Origin of the sequence: Piscinibacter defluvii, assembly GCF_004011805.1 — a bacterium.
Classification (GTDB): Bacteria; Pseudomonadota; Gammaproteobacteria; order Burkholderiales; family Burkholderiaceae_C; genus Piscinibacter; species Piscinibacter defluvii.
This window is the reverse complement of the sequence record NZ_RCHJ01000032.1, coordinates 1-18,336: the sequence shown is the minus strand read 5'-3', so window position 1 is coordinate 18,336 and position 18,336 is coordinate 1. Positions and strand designations below refer to the sequence as shown.

Below are 18,336 nucleotides of genomic sequence, written 5' to 3'. Positions count from 1 at the left end.
ATTCTAGGCGGCCAGGGCCTCGCGGGCGGCGCGGGCGACCCGCTGCACGTCGGCCTCGGTCATGCGCGTGTAGAACGGCAGGCTGAGCATGCGTTCGTAGGCGTGCTGGCTGTGCGGGAACTGCTCCGGCCGCAGGCCGTAGCGCTCGCGCCAGTAGGGCTGCAGGTGCAGCGGGATGTAGTGCACGCTGCAGCCGATGCCGGCGGCGTAGAGCGCCTCGATGAAGGCGTCGCGCGCGATCCGCGCGCCGTCGGCCAGGCGCACCACGTACAGGTGCCAGGCATGCGTGTCGCCGGCCGGCGGTCGCGGCGGGCGCAGCAGCGGCAAGTCCCGCAAGGCCTCGTCGTAGGCCGCGGCGAGCTCGGCGCGGCGCCGCTGGAATGCCTCCGCGCGCCGCAGCTGGTGCAGGCCGAGTGCCGCGGCGATGTCGGTCAGGTTGTACTTGAAGCCCGGCGCGACGACCTCGTAGTACCAGCTCGGCACCTTGGCGGTGAAGCGGTCGAAGGCGTCGCGGCTGATGCCGTGCAGGCGCATCACCTTGATGCGCTGCGCCAGCGCGGCGTCGCGCGTGACCACCATGCCGCCCTCGCCCGTGGTGATGGTCTTGTTGGCGTAGAAGCTGAAGACCGTCGCGTCCGAGGCCAGGGTGCCGACCAGCGCGCCGCGGTGCGTGGTAGGCAGCGCGTGCGCCGCGTCCTCCACCACCTTCAGGCCGTGCCGTTGCGCCAGCGCGAGCAGCGCGGTCATGTCGGCCGCGAGGCCGGCGTAGTGCACCGGGATCAGCGCCTTCGTGCGCGGCGTGATCGCACGCTCCGCGGCCGCTGCGTCGATGCACAGCGTGGCCGGGTCGATGTCGACCAGCACCACGTCGGCGCCCAGGTAGCGCACCACCTCGGCGGTGGCGGTGAAGGTGTGGGTGGTGGTGATGACCTCGTCGCCGGGGCCGATGCCCAGGGCCTCGAGCGCCAGGTGCAGCCCGGCGGTGGCCGAGTTGACCGCCATCGCGTGCAGGCCCGGCGCGCCCAGCCAGGCGGCGAAGTCCGTCTCGAAGCGGCGTGTCTTCGGCCCGGTGGTGACCCAGCCGGAACGCAGCGTGTCCACCACCTCGGCGATCTCTTCTTCGCCGATCTCCGGCAGCGCAAAGGGAAGAAAGGGTTCGGTCATGGCTTGGCGATCCAGGCGAGCACGTGGGTGCGCAGCCAGGGTACGGTGTTGCAGGCAGTGTAGAGCGCGGGGTGCAGGCGCACGACGGCGCGCGCCAGCGGCGGCGCGAGCGTGACGCGGCGCGCCGTCACGCGGCCATGCGGGAAGAGCTGCCGCAGGCGCGCGAGCGGCACGCCGCGCACGTCGGGGTTGCGCGGGTTGTCGACGGTGAAGTCGTACCAGAGCACGCCGCCGCCGGGCTTGAGCCAGCGCCACAGCGTGTCGGCCAGGCGCTGCTGGAAGGCCGCGTCGAGCAGCGAGGAGAAGACCGTCGAGACGAACACGATGTCCTGCGATGCCGCAGGCAGATCGATCGCCGTAGCATCGCCCGCGTGCAGCACGAGCGCCGCGGGCAGGCGCTCGCGCGCCTGGGCGAGCCGCTCCGGCAGCAGCTCGATGCCGACGAGGTGATCGGCGCGGAAGCCGAAGCGCAGCAGCTCGAGCAGGTTGGCGCCGCTGCCGCAGCCCACCTCGACGAGGCGCAGCGTCGCGAAGTCCGGCAGGCCCACCGACCCGGCCAGCGCCACGAACGCCCGCTGCCGCTCGTGCACCATCTGCCACACCTCCGGGCGCAGCAAGCTGTAGCGGCCGCTCTCGCCGCGACGCGCGTAGCGCTCGGCGACGGCGCGAGCCTCGTCGTTCACGCCGGCGCTCCGGGGGGGAGTCACGTCACCGCCTCGATGAACTTCCGCGCCAGCACGGGATACGTGTGGTGCGCCAGCACGAAGGCGCGGCCACGCTCGCCCATCGTGCGGCGTGCCCCGGCCGGCAAGGCGGCGAGCCGGCGCAGGCCGTCCGCCACCGCGGCCGCGTCCTCCGGCGCGACGGTCAGCCCACAGCCGGCCTCGGCCACCGGGTCGTTGCCGGCGTCCACCGAATGCAGCACCGGGGCGCCGGCCATCATGTAGTCCATCAGCTTGTTCGGCGCGATGCCGAAGCGGTACAGCGGCTGGCGCTTCCAGCCGATGTAGGCAATGTCCACGGCCGCCAGCAGCGCCGGGATCTGCGCCTTCGGGATCGGCTCGAACAGCGCGACGTGGGCGAGGCGTTCGTCGGCCACCCGCCGCGCCAGGCGCGCCTTCTCGTGGCCGCTGCCCACGAGCACGAAGGCGAAGGGCTCGTCCTTCATCATGGCCGCCGCGTCGAGCAGCACGTCGAGCGCGTTCGGCTCGCCGTGCGAGCCGGCGTAGCCGACGATCGTGCGCCCCTGCGCGCGCTGCGCGGCCAGGTGCGCGGCCAGCGCCGGCACGAGCGGCGCGGGCGCGCCGGACCAGTCCTCCGGCACGATGCCGTTCGGCACGATGTGCAGCTTGGCCAGGTCGAGCCCGTGCGCGGCCAGGTGCCCGGCCACCTTGGGCAGCATCGAGACCACGCGGTCGGCGTCGCGGCAGGCATCGTCCTCGGCCTTCTGGCACAGGCGGATGAACGGGTGCGCGGGCGACATGCCGGAGAGCTCGATCGGCGACGCGGGCCAGAGGTCGTGGATCTCGTGCACCAGCCGCGCCCCGGCCAGCCGCGCGATGCGCCGCGCGACCCAGAAGTCCATCGGGTAGGTGCTGGACGCGATCACCACGTCCGGGCGGAAGTGGCGCGCCCAGTGGCCGGCCTGGCGCCACAGCCGGCCGAGGAACACCGCGATGTTGAGCACCCGGCCCACGCCGTTGCCGCGGTAGCGCGGCGTGGCCAGCCAGCGGTAGGCGATGCCGTCGATGAGCTCGACGCCCGCCGCGGGCTGCACGCTGCGCACGTGCGAGTAGGTGGCACCGACGATCTGCACCGCGTGCCCGGCGCGCACCCATTCGCGCGCGAGGTAGTACGGCCGGTACTCCATGCCGTGGCGCGGCGAGCCGGCGTAGTGGTTGATCAGCAGCAGCCTCATGACGGCCGGCGCTCCAGCAGCTCACGGTAGAGCTGCGCCATGCGGTCCATCTGCACGCGGCTCGACGCGCGTGCCTCGATCACACGGCGGTTGTGCGCCCCCATCGCGGCGCGGCGCGCCGGATCGTCGCGCAGCGCCTGCAGCGCAGCGGCGACGGCCGCGGGGTCGGCCCCGTCGACGACCATGCCGCCCGCGCCGCTCACCCACTGCCGGTTCGCCGCCAGGTCGGACACGACCACCGGCAGGCCGCAGGCCATGGACTCGAGCAGCGACACCGAGGTGGCATCGCTGGCCGGCACCGACACCGACACCTGGCAGGCAGCCAGCCGCGCCGGCAGCTGCGCCGCATCGACCTGGCCATGCCACACCACCGAATCGTCCAGCCCGAGGCGCGCCACCTGCGCGCGCAGCGCCGCCGCGCCGGAACCGCTGCCGAACAGGTGCAGTGTCGCCGGCCCGCTCGCCCGCAGCCGCGCGACGGCCTCGACGATGACCTCGATGCGGTAGTTCGGCTCCCAGGCGCGCAGGCTGGCGACGTGGAAGCCCGCCGGCTTCGCCTCGGGCGACAGCGGCACGAAGCGTTCGGTGTCTGCGCCCCAGAAGATCTCCTCGAGCCGTGCCGTCGGCCGGTAGCGCGCGATCGCCTCGAGCACGTCGCGCGAATCGGCGGTGACCAGTGCGGCACGGCGCAGCATCCAGCCGGTCAGCACGCGCACCAGCCCGCTCTCGCGCGGCGAGACCAGGATGTCCGAGCCCCAGGCCGTCAGCACCAGCGGCCGGCGCCCGCCGGCAGCGGCCAGCATGCCGTACGAGGTGACGTAGTGGCCGTGCACCACGTCGGGCGCGAGTGCCGCCAGCAGGCGCCGCGCGGCCGGTACGCGGCCAAACCAGCCGAGCGCGCCGGCATGCGGCAGCAGGTGCAGGTCGACACCGGGGATGGCCTGCGGCTCGGCGCTGACCACGCTGACACGAAAGCCGCGCTCGACCATCGCCGTCGCCCAGCGCTGCAGGTGGATGCTCGGCGCGTGGCCGAGCAGGCACAGATGGATCGTCACGGCCGCCGCCCCAACCCCATCAGGTGCGTGCACGCCAGCCCGCTCGCATCCAGCAGCGCGAGCGCACCCGGCACGCGCCGCAGGCGGGCGGCGATGCCGATGTCGCAGGTCAGCCTGCGCCAGCGCCAGGCGACACCCGGGAACAGCGCCTCCACCTCGCTGCGCGGAACGGCACGGAAATGCGGGTCGCGCGCGCGGGTGCGGAAGGCGTCGTACCAGAGCAGCCAGCCGCCCGGGCGCAGCACGCGCAGCATCTCCGCGGCGCTGGCGCGGCGCGCTGCAGGGTCGACGATCGAGCTGAACACCACGTTCTGCGTCACGAGATCGAAGCAGGCATCGGGAAACGGCAGCGCGGTGCCGCTGCCCTGCACCAGCAGCGCCGGGCTGTGGCCGCGCGCCACGCGCAGGCGCTCGTGCATCAGGTCGATGCCGACCAGCGTCTGCCCGCGCACGCCCCAGCGCAGCAGGCTGGTGAACTCGAGGCCGAAGCCGCAGCCGACGTCGAGCACGCGCAGCGCGGCGAGCTCGATGCCGGCCGCGGCCAGCAGCTGCAGCGCGACGCGTTCGCGCTCCTGCGCCACGTGTAGCACGGCCGGGTTGCGCAGCGACCAGAAGCCGGTCAGCGCCGCGCTCGCGTCGCGCTCGCGGTAGCGCGCGGCAGCCCGCTCGAGCTCAGCCACGGCGGCGTTCCGCGCAGCGCTGCAGGAACACCGCCAGCTGCGCCGTCAGCGCGCGGCGCTCGAACAGCTCGGGGCGCGCCGCGTCCGGCACGCTGCCGTAGCCGCCCGTGAGCGCCGCGCCCAGCGCCGCGGCGATGCCGGCCACGTCGCCCTCCTCGGCCACGCGGCTGGCGGCATGGGCGCGCAGCAGCTGCGCGGCGTCGCCGTCGGTCGGGCCGATCAGCAGCACCGGGCGGCGCGCGCGCAGGTACTCGAACACCTTGCCCGACAGCACGCCGCGCGCCGCGGCACCGCCGCCGATGATCAACAGCAGCAGGTCGGCGCCCTGCATCTCGGCCACCGCCTGGTGGTGCTCGACATAGCCGCGCCGCTCCAGCACACCCGGGTGCACCGCGGCGAACTCGGCCAGCATGGTCTCGAAGCGCGCGCCGACCAGACCGACCAGGCGCAGGCGCAGGCGCTGCGCCAACGCGGGCTGGGCCGTCAGCAGGCGGTCGGCGGCGAGCAGCAGCGGCAGCGGCGACTGGTGGCCGTAGAGCGTGCCGGCGTGCACGACGCGGAAGGTGCCCGGCTCGGCCGGCACGGGCTCGACCGCCGCGAAGTCCGCCTCGTCGTAGCCGTTCGGGATCAGCGCCACCTCGCGGCGCCCGCCCAGCCGGGCGGCGAGCACACGCTGCAAGGTCGGCGTCACTGTCACGACGCCGGCTGCGCTGTCGAGCAGCCGCGTCTCGAGCGCGCGGTCGGCGGCACGGCGCCAGGCCGGCGCGGCATAGGCCGGGTTGTCGGTCCACAGGTCGCGCCAGTCGGCCACCCAGGGCAGGCGGAGCTCGCGCGCCAGGCGCGCCGCGAGCCGGTGCGAGGACACCGGCGGCGCGCTGCTGAGGATCAGCTCCAGCCCCTGCTCGCGCACCAGGCGCGTCGCGACGGCGTGGGCGCGGCGCGCCCAGCCGGCCTGGCCGTCGGGCCATTGCAGGCTGCCCCAGGCGGCCAGCGCGGCATCGCGCCAGGCCGGCCGCGCGGCCGACGCCGCCGGCGCCGCGCCCGCCGGCGCGGCCGCGTGGCGCCGCACCAGGCGCTGCAGCAGCGGCGTGTGCGCGACGCGCTCGACCCGCAGCCCGGGCGGGATCTCGGCCAGCAGCGAGTCGTCGCGTGTGTAGCCCGGGTCGTCCCCGGCCAGCACGCTCACCTGCACGCCTTCGGCGCCGAGGTACTTGCTGAACTTCAGCGCGCGCTGCACGCCCGCCCCGCCCATCGGCGGGTAGTAGTGACTCAGCAGCAAGACCTTCATGACCGGCGCACCAGCACCCAGTAGTCGCAGTAGGGCAGCGGCAGGAACGACTCGGTCTCGAAACCCGTTGCGGCGAACGCGGCCTCGACCCGCGCGCGGGTCACCGTGCCGTCGCCGATCTCCCAGCAGTGATTCGGGTCGATCCAGATGCGCCGGCGCACGAAGCGGTTGTACGCCTCCGACAGGCTCGTCGTGCCGAACGGGAAGCGCCAGGTGCGCAGCCGCTGGCGCGGCGAGACGACGAGCAGGTGGCCCTTGCGGTGCGGCACGGTCAGGAACAGCCGGCCGCCGGGCTTGAGCACGGCGGCGAGCTGCGCGAGCGCACGCGGGAAGTCGGCGAACGGCAGGTGCTCCAGCACCTCGGTGCAGACCGCGGCGTCGAAGCGGCCCGCGAGCTGCGGCTGCGGCTCGAGCAGGTTGCCCAGCACCTCGGGCTTCAGGTGCGGGTTCAGGTCCATCACCGTGTAGCCGCCGACGAAGGGCTCGAGGCAGCGGCGCAGCACGCCGTCGCCGGTGCCGACCTCGAACACCGCGCCGTCGCTGCCGACATGCGCGAGCAGGTCCTTGAGCACGTGGAAGTGACGCGTCCAGGTGAAGAAGTCCAGCCCGGCGAGGTACTGCCGCTGCGTCAACGAGAACTGGTCGGGAGGGCTGCTCATCGGCCGCGCATTGTCAGGGCAGGATGCTGCGGGCGATCGAGCCCGGCCGTGCCAGGTCGAGCCCGAGGTAGAGCGCCGCGGCCAGCAGCGCCGCGCCGAGCATCAGCATGGCCGAGGGCTGCTGCTGCGCGGCGGCCCAGGCCAGCGGCAGCGCGGCCAGCAGCGACCCGGCCCCGATGCGCGCCACACCGGTCCAGGGAAAGCGCCAGGGCAGCACCGCATGCGCCAGGCGCGCGGCGAGGGCGGACATCAGCAGGTTGGCGCTCGCCACCGCCGCCGCCGCGCCGGTGGCGCCGAAACGCGGCGCGAGCAGCAGGTTCAACCCGGCGTTGACCGCGGTGGCGAGCACCGCCAGCCCGAGCACCTGGCCGCTGCGGCCGTCCAGCAGCAGCGCGTAGAGCAGGATCTGGTAGACGCCGAAGGCCACCACCGAGACACCCAGCGCCGCGAACAGCGACAGCGGCGCGCCGTAGTGCGCGGTGGTGAGACGCGGCAGGCCCCAGGGGCCGGCCAGCGTGATGAGCAGCGCCACCGGCACGCAGAGGAACAGGTAGGCCTGCAGCGAGCGCGCCACCAGTCCGGAGGCCTTGTCGACCATGCCGGCGTGCCAGTGGCGCGCCAGCACCGGGAACAGCGTGAAGCCGAGCACCGTGTGGAACAGCGTCGGGATGTTGGCCAGCGACTGCGCCGCGGCGTACACCGCCAGGCCGCGCAGGTCGAGCGTGCGCAGCAGCAGGTAGCGGTCGAGCACCGCGTTCAGCGAGGTGAAGCCGGCCAGCGCCACCAGCGGCAGCGCGAAGCGCAGCAGCTCGCGCAGTTCCGCGGCGTGCGGCTGGCCCGCGGCCGGCGGGCCGAGCTGCGCGCGCGACAGCAGCACGACCAGCACGCCGTAGCCGGCCTGCAGCAGCGCGAAGTGCATCAGCCAGACGGCCAGCGGCGGCTCGCCGCCGCCCACCAGCGCCAGCAGCGTGCCGTAGCGCACCAGGCTGCGCCCGATCAGCACACCGGCCACGCGGCCCATGCGGCCGGCCGCGCGCAGCCAGGCGACACCGAACTCGATCGCGGCGTCGGCGGCCACCCACAGCAGCAGCGCCGGCAGCAGTGCGCGGGCCGTCGGGTCGCCGTAGACCCAACCCGCGACCGCGCCGCCGGCGGCGAGCACGGCCCCCGCGGCCACGAGGTACAGCCCCGCGGCGATGCCACCGAGCCGGTCGAAGAAGGTCCGGCACTCGCCGCCGCCGCCGGAGAAGCTGCGCACGATCGCCGTCGGGAAGGCGAACAGCACCAGCGGCACCAGCAGCCCGGCGCTGACGGCGGTCTGCGTCCAGGCGCCGAAGTCCTGCGGCGCGATCAGGCGCGTCAGGAACGGCAGCATCAGGAAGGCGAGCAGGCGGTCGAGCCCGACCGCGAGCGCGTACAGCGCGGTATCCCCGCGCAGTCCCTTCAGGCCGAACGCAGACACGCGGCCAGCGCCTCGACGACGCGGTCCTGCTGCGCATCGGTGAGGTCCGCGCTCATGGGCAGGCTCAGCACGCGCTGCGCGGCGCGCACGGCGTGCGGGCAGGCATCGGCCGGCGCGTACGCGGCATAGGCGCCCTGGTGATGCAGCGGCTTCGGGTAGTGCACCGCGGTCGGGATGCCCCGCGCCTGCAGCGCCGCCTGTACGCGCGGCCGGTCGTCGACGAACACGGTGTACTGGCCCCAGACGCAGGTGCGCTCGGGCCGCACCGCGAGCCGCTCGACGCCGATCTCGCCGAGCAGGCGCTGGTAGCGCGCACCGAGCGCGTGCCGGCGCTGCAGTTCCCACTCGAAGCGCTCGAGCTTGGCCAGCACCACGGCGCATTGCAGCGTGTCCATGCGCCCGCCGACGCCGAGCCGGGTGTGGCTGTAGCGCGCGCTCTGGCCGTGCACGCGGATCTCGCGGCAGGCCTGCGCGAGCGCGGCGTCGCTGGTGAAGACGGCCCCGCCGTCGCCGTAGCAGCCCAGCGGCTTGCTCGGGAAGAAGCTGGTGCAGCCGAGGGTCGACAGGTTGCCGCTCTTCGCGCCGCGGTAGGTGGCGCCGAAGCTCTGCGCCGCGTCCTCGATCACGGCCAGGCCGTGGCGCGCGGCGATGGCGTTGAGCGCGTCCATGTCGGCGGTCTGGCCGTACAGGCTGACCGGCATGATCGCCTTCGTGCGCGGCGTGACCGCGGCCTCGACGAGCGTGGCGTCGAGGTTGCAGGTGTCGGGTTCGATGTCGACGAACACCGGGCGGCCGCCCAGCAGCACGATCATCTCGGCCGTGGCGGCGAAGGTGAAGGGCGAGGTGATCACCTCGTCGCCGGGCTTCAGGTCGAGTGCCATCAGCGCGATCAGCAGCGCCTCGGTGCCGCTGGCCACGGTGATGCAGTGCGCCGCGCCGGTCCAACCCGCCAGGCGCTCCTCGAGCTCCTTGACCTCCGGGCCCATGATGTACTGGCCGTGGTCGAGCACGGCCTGCATGCGCGCGTCGATGCGGTCCTTCAGCGCCGCGTACTGGGCCTTCAGGTCGATGAAGGGCAGCGCGTCGCTCATCGCGCCTCCTCCGCCGGCGAACACAAGCCGCCGCGCAGAACGTAACGCTCGCCGGTGGCCGGGCAGCGCGCCTCGGCGTCGCCTTCGAGCGGCAATGCGAGGCGCTCGCCGTGGCGGCTCATCCAGCCGGCCTGGCGCGCCGGCACGCCGAGCATCAGCGCGAAGTCCGGCACGTCGCGGTTGACCAGCGCGCCGGCGCCGACGAAGGCAAACGCGCCGATCGTCACGCCGCAGACGATGGTGCAGTTGGCGCCCAGCGTCGCGCCGCGCTTCACGAGCGTGCGGCGGTACTCGGTCTTGCGCGGCACCGCGGCACGCGGGTTGTAGACGTTGGTGAACACCATGCTCGGGCCGCAGAACACCTCGTCCTCGAGCGTGACGGCGTCGTAGACCGAGACGTTGTTCTGGATCTTCACGTCGTGGCCGATGAGCACGTCGTTGCCGACGTAGACGTTCTGCCCGAACGAGCAGCGCGCGCCGATGCGCGCCCCGGCGCTGATGTGCACGAAGTGCCAGACGCGGCAGTCCTCGCCGAGCACCGCGCCGTCGTCGACGATGGCGCTGGGGTGGATCGTGGTGCCCATGGCTTCAGTACGAGAGCGGCAGGCTGATGCGCTTGCCGTCGCGCGCCGACAGGTACATCGCGATCAGCAGCTCGAGCGACTTCAGGCCCTCGCGGCCGTCGGTCTCGGGCTCGGCCTCGCCGCGCAGCGTGTTGATCACGTTGTCGTAGTAGAGCGGGTGGCCGAAGCCGTAGACGGATGTGGTCTGGTAGCTCGCCTCGTCGATCTCGCGGTCCATCTCGTGCGGCGCGTCGAAGGCCCAGTGCTCGATCTTGTTGACCGCCACGCCGCCGATGCGCACCGAGCCGCGCTCGCCCAGCAGCGTGATCGAACCCTCCAGGTTCTTCGGCCAGGTCAGCATGGTCACGTTGAGCGTGCCCATCGCGCCGTTGCGCCAGCGCAGCGCGGCCACGCCGGTGTCTTCCACCTCGATGGCGCGCGCCAGCGTGCCGGTGTAGGCCATCACGCTCTCCACCGGGCCGACGATCCAGTCCAGCAGGTCGACGTAGTGGCTGGCCTGGTTCATGAACGCGCCGCCGTCGAACTCCCAGGTGCCGCGCCAGGCGGCGCTGTCGTAGTAGGCCTGCGGGCGCGTCCAGAACACGTTGACCGCCACGCTGTAGAGCCGGCCGAAGCGGCCCTCGGCCACGGCGCGCTTGAGCAGCTGCAAGGTGCGGTTGCGCCGGTTCTGCTTGACCACGAACAGGCGCACGCCGGCCTCGTCGCAGGCGCGCACCATCGCCAGGCCGTCGCTCCAGCGCGTGGCCATCGGCTTCTCGGTCATCACGTCGCGCCCGCTCTTCGCGATCTCGATCGCCTGGCCCGGGTGCAGGCCGCTGGGCGTGGTGAGGATCACGCAGTCGGCCGTGGTGGCGGCCAGCAGCGCGCTCAGGTCTGCATGGCCGCGTGCACCGGTGCGCTCGACGGCGGCCGCGAGCGCGGCCGGGTCGACGTCGCACAGGTCCACCAGCTCGCAACGCGCGGCATGCGCCTTGATCGCCTCGAAGTGGTTGGCCGCTATGCGGCCGCAACCGACCAGCGCAAAACGGATCTTCCGGTCGGTGATGGGCGCGCGGCGGACGTGCATGGGTGGCGGGCAGGCGAAGCGCGCGATTTTACGAGATGGAACACCGCCTAAAATCGCGGGCCGAACCGCAGGACACCATGGCCGACGACCGCTCCCCGCCCCCCGCCGACGACAACCAGCTGATCGCCGAACGCCGCGAGAAACTCGCCGCGATCCGCGCCCACGCCAAGAAACACGGCACGGCCGCCTTTCCGAACGATTTCAAGCCGAAGCACCGCAGCGCCGACCTGCAGCGCCAGTACGGCGGCATGCCGAACGAGGCGCTCGAGCCGCAGGCGGTGAAGGTGTGCGTGGCCGGGCGCATGATGCTCAAGCGCATCATGGGCAAGGCCAGCTTCGCGACGCTGCAGGACGCCTCCGGCCGCATCCAGCTGCGCGCCACGGTCGACCACCTCGGCGCCGAGGCCTACGAGGCCTTCAAGCACTGGGACCTGGGCGACATCCTCGGCGCCGAGGGCACGCTGATGCGCACCCGCACCGGCGAGCTGACGATCACGGTCACCTCGCTGCGCCTGCTCACCAAGAGCCTGCGCCCGCTGCCGGACAAGTTCCACGGCATGACCGACCAGGAGCAGAAGTACCGCCAGCGCTACGTCGACCTGATGACCGACGAGGAGGCGCGGCTGCGCTTCATGGCGCGCAGCAAGGCGGTGGCCTCGATCCGAGGCTACATGGTCGAGCACGGCTTCCTCGAGGTCGAGACGCCGATGCTGCACCCGATCCCGGGCGGCGCGAACGCCAAGCCCTTCGTCACGCACCACAACGCGCTCGACCAGGACATGTTCCTGCGCATCGCGCCCGAGCTGTACCTCAAGCGCCTGGTGGTGGGCGGCTTCGAGCGTGTGTTCGAGATCAACCGCAACTTCCGCAACGAAGGCATCAGCGTCCGGCACAACCCGGAGTTCACGATGATGGAGTTCTATGCGGCCTACTGGAACCATCACGACCTGATGGACTTCACCGAGGGCGTGCTGCGCCATGCCGCACGCATGGCCACCGGCTCGGCCACGCTCACCTACGCCGGCCGGCCGGTGGACCTGGACAAGCCCTTCGCACGCCTGTCGGTCAAGGACGCACTGGTCGCGCACGCCGGCCTGACGGCCGAGCAGGCGGTCGACGCGGCCTTCATCCACGCGAAGCTGAAGTCGCTCGGCGAGGAGCCGCCGGCGCACTGGAGCCTGCCCGAGCTGCAGTTCGGCCTGTTCGAGGCCGCGGTGGAAGAGCAGCTCTGGGACCCGACCTTCATCATCGACTATCCCGTCGAGGTATCGCCGCTGGCGCGCGCCTCCGACACCAACCCGGCCATCACCGAGCGCTTCGAGCTGTTCATCACCGGGCGCGAGTACGCCAACGGCTTCTCCGAGCTGAACGACGCCGAGGACCAGGCGGCGCGCTTCCAGGCCCAGGTGGCCAACAAGGAGGCCGGCGACGAGGAGGCGATGTACTACGACGCCGATTTCATCCGCGCGCTCGAGTACGGCATGCCGCCCACCGGCGGCTGCGGCATCGGCATCGACCGGCTGATCATGCTGCTGACCGACAGCCCGAGCATCCGCGACGTGATCCTGTTCCCCTCGCTGCGCAAGGAAGGCTGAGATGAACGGGCGGCTGACGACGCTGGAGGAGGTCGAGTCGGCCGTGTGGCGCGAGCTCGCTGCCTGCGCGACCGACAAGGCGCACCCGTGGCGCACCGCGGTGCTGGCGACCGTCGACGGCGAACGCGCCGATGCGCGCCTGGTGGTGATCCGCGAGGTCGATGCGCGCCAGAAGCAGCTGCTCTTCTACACCGACGAGCGGGCCGGCAAGGTGCGCCAGCTGCTCAACCGCCCGCTCGGCACGATGGTGATGTGGTCGCAACCGCTCGGCTGGCAGCTGCGCTGCCGGGTGCGCCTGGCGGTCGAGATGTCCGGCCTGGCGGCCTCGTCGCGCTGGGCCCGCATCAAGCTCTCGCCGGCGGCGCAGGACTACCTCTCGCCGCTGCCGCCCGGCGCCCCGCTCGACGCGCTGGCGCCGCCCACGCACGGCACCGTCAAGCGCGACTACTTCGCGGTGATCGACGCCACGGTCGACGCGGTCGACTGGCTCGAGCTGCATGCCCAGGGGCACCGGCGCGCGATCTTCGATGGGCAGGGGGCGCGCTGGGTGCAGCCCTGACGAGGCTGTTGACCGTCAGCGCACGGCCACCGCAGGCCGCTGCAGTTCCGCCTCCAGCCACGGCAGCGCGGCATCGAACACCTGCGCCAGGGCCTGGGACAGCGCCGCCACCGCGGCCGCCGAATCGGCGCGCTGTGCCGGCACGCTGGCCTCGAAGCTGCGCCGCGCCACCCGCGTGCGGCTGCGCCGGTCGAACAGCTCGAGCGTGAGGGCGATGCGGCCGGCGCCGGGCTCGCTGGCGAGGTCGTGCACCACGGCATCGACGCCGAGCTGCAGCAGCCAGTCGCTGCGCAGCGGCTCACCGGCCAGGCCGACGGCGCCGGCCAGTCCGCTGGCCTCGAGCCGGCGCTGCAGCAGGCGCGGCAGCGCGCGCACCGGGCGTTCGGTCCAGCTGGCGAGCTGGTAGAAGGCGTACTCGCCAGGGCGGCGCGAGTAGGCGATCGCGGTGGTGTCGCCCAGCGCGTCGGCCGGCACGGCCTGGATCACGAGCGCCGGAACGACCGTCTGGGCGCGCCGCGCCGGCGCCGCGCCGGCACCGGCATCGCGCAGCGCGAACTGCGTGTCGAGCGCGGCCTCGTTGCCGATGCCCACCGACACGCAGCCACCGAGACCCGCCAGCGCCCCCAGCCCGCCGAGCAGCAGCGCGCGCCTCACCGCTTCTCCCCCGGGCCGAGCTGGGCCTTGCCGGGCCCGAGCAGCGCCGCGCGCGGGTCGCGCAGGCGGTCGACGACGCGTGTCGCGGCCTCGATGCTCAGGCGCAGCTCGCCGACCGCCGCGCCGAGCTGATCGTCCAGGCCGGTGGCGCTGGTTTCGAATCGCTTGACCGTCGCGGCCACCTGCTCCTGCACCGCGACGCTGGTGCTGGCCACCTGCTGCAGCGCGCGGCGGGCGTCCTCCAGCGTGCGTTGCGTCTCGACGAGCGCCTCGTCCAGGCGCGCGCCGTCGCGCTCCACCACCGCGGCGATGCGCTCGCCGGAGGCCCCCAGCCGCGTCGAGGCCGCACCCACCTCGCCGGCCGCGCGAGCCACCTGTGCGAGCGCGCGGTCGAGCGTGGCGAGCCGCTCGTTCAGCCCGTCGGACAGCTTGCGCACGCTGTCCACCGTGTCGCGCAGCGCCTGGCGGTTGTCGGCATTGAGCAGCTGGTTGATGTTGGAAAGCGCCAGCGCGGCCATCTCGCCGACCTTGTTGACCCGGCCGGCAATCTCGTCCAGGTCCGAACGGCCCTCGGCGATGACCGGGAAGTCCTCGCCCTCGGGCACGGCGGTCAGCGGCAGGCCGATCGGCTCGCGCGTGACCAGCGCGATCGCGGCGATGCCGGTGACGAAGTTGCGCGTCACCACCGCCTCGGTGTTGCTCAGCACCGGCGCGCGCCGGTCCACCCGCACCACCACGCGCACGCGGTTGAAGCGTTCGTCGGACAGCGCGTAGTCGTCGACCCGGCCGACCTTGATGCCGCGCAGCGTGACGTCGGCGCCGACCTGCAGCCCGTCGAGCGCCTGGCGCTCGAAGTGGATCGCGTAGCGGCGGTAGTCGTTGCCGCGCGCCGGATCGTTCAGCCAGACCAGTGCGCTCACCAGCGCGGCCGCCAGCACCAGCACCGCGGCACCGACCCAGGTGTAGCGCGCCTCAGCTTCCATCGCGGACCATTGTACGAACCGAGAAGTATTCGCGCAGCCACGGGTCGTCCACGCGCATCACCTCGGGCACCGGACCGTCGGCCAGCACCTCGCCGCGCGCCAGCACGATCAGACGGTCCACCACGGTCAGCAGCGTGTCGAGGTCGTGCGTGACGAGGAAGACGGTCAGCCCGAGGTCGTCGACCAGCGAGCGCACCAGGCGATCGAAGGCACGTGCGGTGATCGGATCCAGCCCCGAGGTCGGCTCGTCGAGGAACAGCACCTCGGGCTCGAGCGCGATGGCCCGCGCGATCGCGGCGCGCTTGCGCATGCCGCCGGAAAGCTCGCTCGGCCGCTTCGCGCCGGCCTCCGGCGGCAGCCCGGCCTGGCGCAGCCGCAGCGCCACCAGCGCCTCGATGGTCGGCACCGACAGCCGGGTGTGCTCGTGCAGCGGCACCGCGATGTTCTGCGCCACCGACAGCGAGGAGAACAGCGCACCGTCCTGGAACATCATGCCGAAGCGCTGGCGCAGCGCATCCAGATCGTCGGGCGCGGCGGACCAGACGTCCTGCCCGAACAGCCGCACGCGCCCGGCCGTGGGCCGCTGCAGCCCGATGATCTCGCGCAGCAGCACCGACTTGCCCGTGCCGCTGGCCCCGATCAGCCCCACCAAGGTGCCGCGCCCGACACCGAAGCTCACGCCGTCGTGCACCGTCTGCGCGCCGAAGCGCGTGACGATGCCGTCGACCTCGATCACCGGCGCATCGGCCCCGCCCATCACAGCCCCATGGCCTGGAGGAGCACCGCGAACAGCGCGTCGAGCAGGATCACCGCGACGATGCTCTGCACCACCGTGGAGGTGGTGGCCGTGCCGACCGCGCGCGTGTCGCGCTCCACCGTCATGCCCATGCGCGTGCCGATCAGCGCGATGGCCAGCGCGAACACCGGCGCCTTCACGAGGCCGATGACCACGTGGCGCAGGTCCAGGGCCTCGTGCAGCCGGGCCAGGAAGGCGGCCGGCGTCAGGTCGAGCATGGGCTGGGCGATCGCCATCGCACCCACCAGGCTCATCACGTCGCCCACGAACACCAGCAGCGGCAGGCTGATCGCCAGCGCCAGCACCCGCGGCAGCACCAGCACCTGCGCCGGCGACAGCCCGAGCGTGCGGATCGCGTCGGTCTCCTCGGTCAGCTTCATCGCGCCGAGCTGGGCGGTGAAGGCCGCGCCCGAACGCCCGGCCACGATCACCGCCACGATGATGGGCGCGAACTCGCGCGTCGCGCCGATGCCCACGCCGTCGACGACGAAGATGTTGGCGCCGTACTTGCTGGCCTGCAGGCCGAGCAGGTAGGCGATCACGATGCCGATAAGCAGCGTGACCAGCGCCACCACCGGCAGCGCGTTCAGTCCGGTCTGCTCGATCTGCACGGTCAGCTCGCGCCAGCGCAGCCGGCCGGGCCGGCGCAGCACCTCGGCCAGGGCGACGCAGGTGGCACCGAGAAAGGCCAGGTGCCCGCGCAGCAGGTGCAGCACGTAGGTGGCGGCCTGACCCACCCAGGCCAGCACGCCGACGCGCGGCGGTGCCGGCGCGGCGTGGTCCGCCGCGAGGTGCTCGCGCACGCGCTCGAGCACACGCGCATGGGCCGGCGCGAAGCCGTGCTGCGGCGGCGGCTCGGCGCCGCGCTGCAAGGCCCGCAGCAGCACCAGCGCGGCGGCGCTGTCGAGCTCGGTGAGCGCGCTGCCGTCCACGCGCACGCTCTGCGGCAGCACCAGCGTGGCCAGCGCGGCGTCGATCTCGGCCAGGCCGGCCATGCGCCAGGCCCCGGCCAGCTTCAGCACCGCGCCGTCGGGCGTGCGCTCGAGCTCGAACCAGGGCGCGCCGGCCATCGTCAGCGCTGTTTGAAGGCCGGCTTGCGCTTGTTGACGAAGGCGTCCATGCCTTCCTTCTGGTCTTCGCTGGCGAACAGCGCATGGAACATGCGGCGCTCGAACATCATGCCGTCGGCCAGCGTGCTCTCGTAGGCGCGGTTGATGCACTCCTTGGCCATCATCACGCTGGGCCCGCTGAACTCGCAGATCTGCGCGGCCGCGGCCAGCGCGGTGTCGAGCAGCTCGGCGGCCGGCACCACGCGCGAGACGAGGCCGGCGCGCTCGGCCTCGGCGGCGTCCATCATGCGTGCGGTCAGCACCAGGTCCATCGCCTTGGCCTTGCCCACCGCGCGCGGCAGGCGCTGCGTGCCGCCGGCGCCGGGGATGATGCCGAGCTTGATCTCGGGCTGGCCGAACTTCGCGCTGTCGGCGGCAATCAGCATGTCGCACATCATCGCCAGCTCGCAGCCGCCGCCCAGCGCGAAGCCGGCCACCGCGGCGATCACCGGCTTGCGGATGCGGCGCAGCTCCTCCCAGTTGCGCGTGATGTAGTCGCTCTTGTAGACGTCCATGAAGGTCCAGCGCGCCATCGCGCCGATGTCGGCGCCGGCCGCGAAGGCCTTCTCGCTGCCGGTGATCACGATGCAGCCGATGCCCTCGTCGGCGTCGAAGCCCTTCAGCGCAGCGCCCAGCTCGTCCATCAGCGCGTCGTTCAGCGCGTTGAGCTGCTTGGGGCGGTTCAGCGTGATCAGCGCGGTGCGGCGCTCGCCGCTGCCGCGCACTTCGGTCAGGATGTTTTCGTAGGCCATCGTCGATCTCCTTGGCGACGACGCACTATACGGGTCACGGCGCCCCCAGCTCGGGCTTGCGCGCCAGCACCAGGTCGACGAAGGTCTCGGCATCCTGCTGGATGCGGATGCGCGCGGGCAGGTAACGCAGCGTCGGCGCGAACCAGATCTCGGCCACCAGCTCGCCGCCCGGGCGCGACATGCGGCGCGGACGCAGGTGGAAGGCGTCGACCGCGCCGAACAGCGTGTGCACCGGCTCCTCGCCCAGCACGTCGAAGGTCCAGCGGTCGACGCTGCGCGGCAGCGCGAGCGGGAACTCGACCCGGCCGCCCTCGCGCAGCAGCTCGGGGCGCGTCGTGAACAGCCAGGAGAGCTGCACGAACTGGCTGGCAGCGTCCTGCATGCCGGGCGTGCGCTCGCGGCGCCGGCCGTCGGGCAGCACCACCACGTCGGGCTCGAAACGCAGCGTCAGGCGGCGCCGGTCGCGGAAGGCCTGCTTGGTCTCTTCGTCGTAGCGCTCGGGCGCGAGGCCCTGCGCGGTGAGTGCGCCGGCGCTGGTGGAGCGGCGCGTCAGCAGCGGCGCGAACGGCAGGCCGACGGTGATGTCCACGTGCACCTCGTAGCGCTGGCCGAGCTTGATCCACTCGACCTGGGCGTCGCCGTGCACCTCGCCGCGCACGTTGCCGGTCAGCTTGTAGCTCAGGCGCGTCGCCCCGGGCCACTCGAAGCCCGCGGCAGAGGCGGCCGGCTCGGCGGCGGGCACGGCCTCGGCCAGCGCGGGTGCCGGCTCGGAGGCCGCCGGCGCGGGCGACTCGGCCACCGCGGCCTCGGTCGCCGGCGCGGGCGGCGGCGGCACGGGTTCGGGTTCGGGTTCGGGCGCCGGTTCGGGCGCCGGGGGCGGCGGCGGCACGGCCGGCGCCGAGGCCGGCGGCGTCGGCCGCG

19 protein-coding genes are annotated in these 18,336 nt (G+C 73.1%); 2 read left to right on the top strand and 17 right to left on the bottom strand.

Going from position 1 to position 18,336, the window contains the following annotated elements; all coding sequences use genetic code 11:
• Positions 1 to 3: 3 nt before the first annotated feature.
• From D9C15_RS30550 to D9C15_RS30500, 11 genes are read right to left on the bottom strand one after another with little or no spacing between them, the layout of a single operon-like run.
• Positions 4 to 1,164: a DegT/DnrJ/EryC1/StrS family aminotransferase gene (locus D9C15_RS30550; protein ID WP_128003277.1), complete on the bottom strand. Its 1,161-nt coding sequence runs from the start codon at positions 1,162 to 1,164 to the stop codon at positions 4 to 6.
• Positions 1,161 to 1,847: a class I SAM-dependent methyltransferase gene (locus D9C15_RS30545; protein WP_240668657.1), complete on the bottom strand. Its 687-nt coding sequence runs from the start codon at positions 1,845 to 1,847 to the stop codon at positions 1,161 to 1,163. The genes D9C15_RS30550 and D9C15_RS30545 overlap by 4 nt, the downstream gene beginning before the upstream one ends.
• A gap of 20 nt (positions 1,848 to 1,867) precedes the next feature.
• Positions 1,868 to 3,082 carry a glycosyltransferase family 4 protein gene (locus D9C15_RS30540; RefSeq protein ID WP_128003276.1) on the bottom strand — a complete coding sequence of 405 codons (1,215 nt, stop codon included), beginning with the start codon at positions 3,080 to 3,082 and terminating at the stop codon, positions 1,868 to 1,870.
• Entirely contained in the window at positions 3,079 to 4,137 is a 1,059-nt protein-coding gene (locus D9C15_RS30535) for a glycosyltransferase (protein ID WP_128003275.1), read from the bottom strand. The genes D9C15_RS30540 and D9C15_RS30535 overlap by 4 nt, the downstream gene beginning before the upstream one ends.
• Complete coding sequence (locus tag D9C15_RS30530; RefSeq protein WP_128003274.1) at positions 4,134 to 4,817, bottom strand: class I SAM-dependent methyltransferase; 684 nt, start codon at positions 4,815 to 4,817, stop codon at positions 4,134 to 4,136. The genes D9C15_RS30535 and D9C15_RS30530 overlap by 4 nt, the downstream gene beginning before the upstream one ends.
• Complete coding sequence (locus D9C15_RS30525) at positions 4,810 to 6,105, bottom strand: glycosyltransferase (protein WP_128003273.1); 1,296 nt, start codon at positions 6,103 to 6,105, stop codon at positions 4,810 to 4,812. The genes D9C15_RS30530 and D9C15_RS30525 overlap by 8 nt, the downstream gene beginning before the upstream one ends.
• Complete coding sequence (locus D9C15_RS30520) at positions 6,102 to 6,764, bottom strand: class I SAM-dependent methyltransferase (protein ID WP_128003272.1); 663 nt, start codon at positions 6,762 to 6,764, stop codon at positions 6,102 to 6,104. The genes D9C15_RS30525 and D9C15_RS30520 overlap by 4 nt, the downstream gene beginning before the upstream one ends.
• A 13-nt stretch (positions 6,765 to 6,777) precedes the next feature.
• Positions 6,778 to 8,226 (bottom strand): lipopolysaccharide biosynthesis protein, encoded by a 1,449-nt coding sequence (locus D9C15_RS30515; RefSeq protein ID WP_128003271.1) that lies wholly within the window; start codon positions 8,224 to 8,226, stop codon positions 6,778 to 6,780.
• Positions 8,208 to 9,305 carry a DegT/DnrJ/EryC1/StrS family aminotransferase gene (locus tag D9C15_RS30510; RefSeq protein WP_128003296.1) on the bottom strand — a complete coding sequence of 366 codons (1,098 nt, stop codon included), beginning with the start codon at positions 9,303 to 9,305 and terminating at the stop codon, positions 8,208 to 8,210. The genes D9C15_RS30515 and D9C15_RS30510 overlap by 19 nt, the downstream gene beginning before the upstream one ends.
• An 8-nt stretch (positions 9,306 to 9,313) precedes the next feature.
• Positions 9,314 to 9,901 carry an acyltransferase gene (locus tag D9C15_RS30505; RefSeq protein ID WP_128003270.1) on the bottom strand — a complete coding sequence of 196 codons (588 nt, stop codon included), beginning with the start codon at positions 9,899 to 9,901 and terminating at the stop codon, positions 9,314 to 9,316.
• Between the two features lie 4 nt (positions 9,902 to 9,905).
• Positions 9,906 to 10,967: a Gfo/Idh/MocA family protein gene (locus tag D9C15_RS30500; RefSeq protein WP_128003269.1), complete on the bottom strand. Its 1,062-nt coding sequence runs from the start codon at positions 10,965 to 10,967 to the stop codon at positions 9,906 to 9,908.
• 77 nt (positions 10,968 to 11,044) lie between these two features.
• Between D9C15_RS30500 and lysS the strand changes: the two genes are divergently transcribed.
• Positions 11,045 to 12,562, top strand: a complete 1,518-nt coding sequence (lysS, locus tag D9C15_RS30495; protein ID WP_128003268.1) for a lysine--tRNA ligase — start codon at positions 11,045 to 11,047, stop codon at positions 12,560 to 12,562.
• Position 12,563: 1 nt separating this feature from the next.
• A complete protein-coding gene (locus D9C15_RS30490) occupies positions 12,564 to 13,121 on the top strand; it encodes a pyridoxamine 5'-phosphate oxidase family protein (protein WP_128003267.1) in 558 nt (185 codons plus the stop codon).
• A gap of 15 nt (positions 13,122 to 13,136) precedes the next feature.
• On the opposite strand, the gene D9C15_RS30485 is transcribed toward D9C15_RS30490, so the two are convergent.
• The 6 genes from D9C15_RS30485 to D9C15_RS30460 all read right to left on the bottom strand — a co-directional run.
• The gene (locus D9C15_RS30485; protein WP_164886928.1) at positions 13,137 to 13,775 is read right to left on the bottom strand and encodes an ABC-type transport auxiliary lipoprotein family protein; all 639 of its coding nucleotides are present in this window, start codon (positions 13,773 to 13,775) and stop codon (positions 13,137 to 13,139) included.
• Positions 13,772 to 14,758: an MlaD family protein gene (locus D9C15_RS30480; protein ID WP_128003265.1), complete on the bottom strand. Its 987-nt coding sequence runs from the start codon at positions 14,756 to 14,758 to the stop codon at positions 13,772 to 13,774. Before D9C15_RS30480 ends, D9C15_RS30485 begins: the two co-directional genes overlap by 4 nt.
• Positions 14,748 to 15,515: an ABC transporter ATP-binding protein gene (locus tag D9C15_RS30475; protein ID WP_128003264.1), complete on the bottom strand. Its 768-nt coding sequence runs from the start codon at positions 15,513 to 15,515 to the stop codon at positions 14,748 to 14,750. Before D9C15_RS30475 ends, D9C15_RS30480 begins: the two co-directional genes overlap by 11 nt.
• The gene (locus D9C15_RS30470; protein ID WP_128003263.1) at positions 15,515 to 16,624 is read right to left on the bottom strand and encodes an MlaE family ABC transporter permease; all 1,110 of its coding nucleotides are present in this window, start codon (positions 16,622 to 16,624) and stop codon (positions 15,515 to 15,517) included. Before D9C15_RS30470 ends, D9C15_RS30475 begins: the two co-directional genes overlap by 1 nt.
• A 2-nt stretch (positions 16,625 to 16,626) precedes the next feature.
• On the bottom strand, positions 16,627 to 17,415 hold the full coding sequence (locus D9C15_RS30465) for an enoyl-CoA hydratase (RefSeq protein ID WP_128003262.1): 789 nt from the start codon (positions 17,413 to 17,415) through the stop codon (positions 16,627 to 16,629).
• 34 nt (positions 17,416 to 17,449) lie between these two features.
• Positions 17,450 to 18,336 (bottom strand): DUF3108 domain-containing protein (locus tag D9C15_RS30460; protein ID WP_164886927.1); only part of this gene is annotated, 887 nt, incomplete at its 5' end.